The sequence below is a fragment of the Paraburkholderia atlantica genome (assembly GCF_009362785.1).
GTDB classification, from domain to species: domain Bacteria; phylum Pseudomonadota; class Gammaproteobacteria; order Burkholderiales; family Burkholderiaceae; genus Paraburkholderia; species Paraburkholderia atlantica.
Map to the genome: position 1 here is coordinate 1 of NZ_WHNQ01000134.1, position 3,545 is coordinate 3,545.

Below are 3,545 nucleotides of genomic sequence, written 5' to 3' on the forward strand. Positions count from 1 at the left end.
GTGTCCGCGGTGATCTCGACGGGCGGCACGCCCGCCTGCGGCAGCGGCGTGCCAAAGCGCTCGACGTGCACTTTCGCGGGCGGCACGCCGGCGGCCTTCAGCGCCGCCTCGGCCGCGTCCATCATCGGCGCGGGGCCGCAGATGAACGCCTCGTCGATCGCGTCGGCCGGCAGCAGCTGTTCGAGGAACGCCGCGCACTTCTGCTGGTCGAGCACGCCGTTAAAGAGTTCGACGTCCTGCAGATCGTCCGACAGCACGTGATACAGCACGAAGCGGTTCATGAAGCGGTTCTTCAGATCCTCGAGTTCCTCGGCGAACATGATCTGGTCGACGCTGCGGTTGCCGTACACCAGCGTGAAGGTGCTGCGCGGCTCGACTTCGAGCGTCGTCTTGATGATCGCGAGCACCGGCGTGATGCCCGAGCCGCCCGAGAACGCGAGGTACTGCTGGCCCTGTTCGGCGTTCAGGTGCGTGAAGAAGCGCCCGTCCGGGGTCATCACGTCGATCGTGTGGCCGGGCTGCAGCGTGTCGAACGCGAAGTTCGAGAAACGCCCGCCGCGCACGCGCTTGATGCCGATGCGCAACTCGCCGTCGCGGTCGTAGTCGGTGACGCCCACGCAGATCGAATACGAGCGGCGCGTTTCCTCGCCGTCGATATGCGTCTTCAGCGTGACGAACTGACCCTGCGTGAAGCGGTACTGGTCGCGCAGTTCGGGCGGGACTTCGAAGGCAACCGACACCGCATCGGCGGTTTCGGGACGTACTTCGCGGATACGCAGCGGATGGAATTGCGGGGTGGCCATATCAGTACGGTTTGAAGTAGTCGAAGGGTTCGCGGCAGTCGAGGCAGCGATACAGGGCCTTGCAGGCGGTCGAGCCGAACTGCGCGAGCCGCTCCGTGTGCGCCGAGCCGCAGCGCGGGCAGGACGGTGCGGGCAGCGCGCGCGGCACGAAGCGCAGCACTTTTTCCTGCGGCGCGGCGTGCGCGCCGGCGCCGCAGGTGCCCGTGGGCGGCGCGATGCCGTAGACGCGCAGTTTTTCGCGGGCTGCGGCGGTGATCCAGTCGGTGGTCCACGCCGGCGCGAGCACGGTGGCGACGCGGTACGGCGTGAGCTGCGCAGCCTCGAGCGCACGGCCGATGTCTTCGGCAATCTGCGACATCGCCGGGCAGCCCGAGTAGGTCGGCGTGATCACGACTTCGAGCGCGCCGTCCGCGGCGCGTCGCACATCGCGCAGGATGCCCAGTTCGCGGATCGATACCACCGGGATCTCCGGGTCGGGTACCGCTTCGAGCACGCTCCAGGCGCGGGTGAGCGCGGGATCGGTGGCGGCGGTGGTGGCAGCTGTGCCGGTTGAATACGCGGGCTGCGCGGCGGTCGAGGTCGTCATCGTGGGCTCACCAGCTCGCGCCCGGATGCTGGCGCGCAAGGCTCTGCATTTCCGCGAGCACGAAACCCATGTGCTCCGAATGCTCGCCGTGCTTGCCCGTGCTCACGTGCCGCAGCGCCGCGGGCAGCGTCAGCGTGGCTGCGTCGAGCGTGGCGCGCACGTCGTCGAGCCATGCGGCTTCCAGCGTCGAGGTGCGCGGGCCGAGGCCGGCCGCGGCGATCGCGTCTTCCACCGCGTCCGCGCTGAAGAACTCGTACGTGTACGGCATCAGGTAGTCGAGCGCGGCCTGCGCGCGACGGTGCGATTCGTCGGTGCCGTCGCCGAAGCGGATCAGCCACTCGCTCGCGTGATGCACGTGGTACTGCGTTTCCTTGATCGACTTCGCGGCGATCGCGGCGAGCTGTTCGTCGGCGGAGCGCGTCAGCGCGCTCCACAGATGCAGCATCAGCGTCGCGTACAGGAAGTTGCGCACGATCGTCACCGCGTAGTCCTTCTGCGCCTGCGCAGTGCCGGCGAGCGGCCCGTAGTGCGGCAGCTCGGCGAGCGTGTAGTTCGCGAACTCGCGCTCGGCGCGGAAGTACGCGTAGTCGTCCTCGCTGCGCTGACGGCCGGTGAGCTGCTGTTCGAGCGCGGCCGCATGCGTGTACAGCAGGCGCGCCTGGCCGATCAGGTCGAGGCTCATGTTCGACAGCGCGATGTCCTCTTCGAGGATCGGGCCGTGGCCGCACCACTCGCTGTTGCGCTGACCGAGGATCAGCGCGGTATCGGCGAGGCGCAGCACGTACTGCAGATGTTCGGGCGTAGTGAACGTAGGGGACATAGTGGTCATGGCGCGCTTACATGTGGTTGACTTCGTCGGGCAGCGTGTAGAACGTCGGGTGACGATAGATCTTGTCGCCCGCCGGTTCGAACAGCTCGGCCTTCTCGTCGGGCGCCGAGGCGGTGATCGCCGAGGACGGCACCACCCAGATGCTCACGCCTTCCTGGCGGCGCGTGTAGACGTCGCGCGCCATGCGCAGCGCCATCGGCGCGTCGGCCGCGTGCAGACTGCCGCAGTGCTTGTGGTCGAGTCCCTGCTTGCTGCGCACGAACACTTCCCAAATCGGCCATTCCTTGTTCATTGCTGATCTCCTGATTCCTGTGATGTGCGGTGCCACTCAGGCGGCGTGCTGTTGCGCGCGCTGGCGCTGCTTCCCGGCATGGGCGAGGGCGGCTTCGCGTACCCAGGCGCCGTCCGCATGGGCCTTCACCCGCGTGGCGAGGCGCTCACGGTTGCACGGGCCGTCGCCATTGACGACGCGCCAGAACTCTTCCCAGTCGATGTCGCCGTAGTCGTAATGGCCGCGCGCCTCGTTCCATTTGAGCTCCGCATCGGGCAGCGTGACGCCGAGCACCTTCGCCTGCTCGACCGTCGCGTCGACGAATTTCTGGCGCAGGTCGTCGTTGGTGATGCGCTTGATGCCCCATTGCGCCGACTGGTTGCTGTGCACCGAGTCCTTGTCGCTCGGGCCGAACATCATCAGCACCGGCCACCACCAGCGGTTCACCGCCTGCTGCACGAGCTCGCGCTGCGCGTCGGTGCCGGCCATCATCGCAAGCAGCGCATCGAACCCCTGGCGCTGGTGGAACGACTCTTCCTTGCAGATGCGGATCATCGCGCGGGCGTAGGGCCCGTAGGTGCAGCGGCACAGCGGGATCTGGTTCATGATCGCCGCGCCGTCGACCAGCCAGCCGATCACGCCGACGTCGGCCCAGGTGGGCGTCGGGTAGTTGAAGATGCTCGAATACTTGGCCTTGCCCGCGTGCAGCGCGTCGATCAGCTGCTCGCGCGACACGCCGAGGGTTTCGGCGGCGCTATACAGGTAGAGCCCGTGGCCGGCCTCGTCCTGCACCTTGGCGATCAGGATCGCCTTGCGCTTCAGGCTCGGCGCGCGCGTGATCCAGTTGCCCTCGGGCAGCATGCCGACGATCTCCGAGTGCGCGTGCTGCGAGATCTGCCGCACCAGCGTCTTGCGGTACGCGTCGGGCATCCAGTCCTGCGGCTCGATCTTGCCGTCGGCGGCCATGACCGCGTCGAAGCGCGCCTGTTCGGGCGAATTCGCGTCCGCGTCCAGCGGGGCGACGTTGCCGGGGATATCGAGGGATTGGGTGTACAT

5 protein-coding genes are annotated in these 3,545 nt (G+C 67.7%); all 5 read right to left on the reverse strand.

Annotated features, from left to right (window positions below; genetic code table 11):
* Positions 1-803 (reverse strand): FAD-binding oxidoreductase (locus GCT19_RS41235; RefSeq protein WP_152855035.1); only part of this gene is annotated, 803 nt, incomplete at its 3' end.
* A 1-nt stretch (position 804) separates the two neighbouring features.
* A complete protein-coding gene (gene paaD / locus GCT19_RS41240; protein WP_152855036.1) occupies positions 805-1,389 on the reverse strand; it encodes a 1,2-phenylacetyl-CoA epoxidase subunit PaaD in 585 nt (194 codons plus the stop codon).
* Positions 1,390-1,396: 7 nt separating this feature from the next.
* Positions 1,397-2,218, reverse strand: a complete 822-nt coding sequence (gene paaC / locus GCT19_RS41245) for a 1,2-phenylacetyl-CoA epoxidase subunit PaaC (protein WP_152855037.1) — start codon at positions 2,216-2,218, stop codon at positions 1,397-1,399.
* Positions 2,219-2,225: 7 nt separating this feature from the next.
* Positions 2,226-2,510 carry a 1,2-phenylacetyl-CoA epoxidase subunit PaaB gene (gene paaB, locus GCT19_RS41250; RefSeq protein ID WP_013090772.1) on the reverse strand — a complete coding sequence of 95 codons (285 nt, stop codon included), beginning with the start codon at positions 2,508-2,510 and terminating at the stop codon, positions 2,226-2,228.
* A 36-nt stretch (positions 2,511-2,546) separates the two neighbouring features.
* On the reverse strand, positions 2,547-3,545 hold a 999-nt coding region (gene paaA, locus GCT19_RS41255; RefSeq protein WP_152855038.1), incomplete at its 5' end, for a 1,2-phenylacetyl-CoA epoxidase subunit PaaA.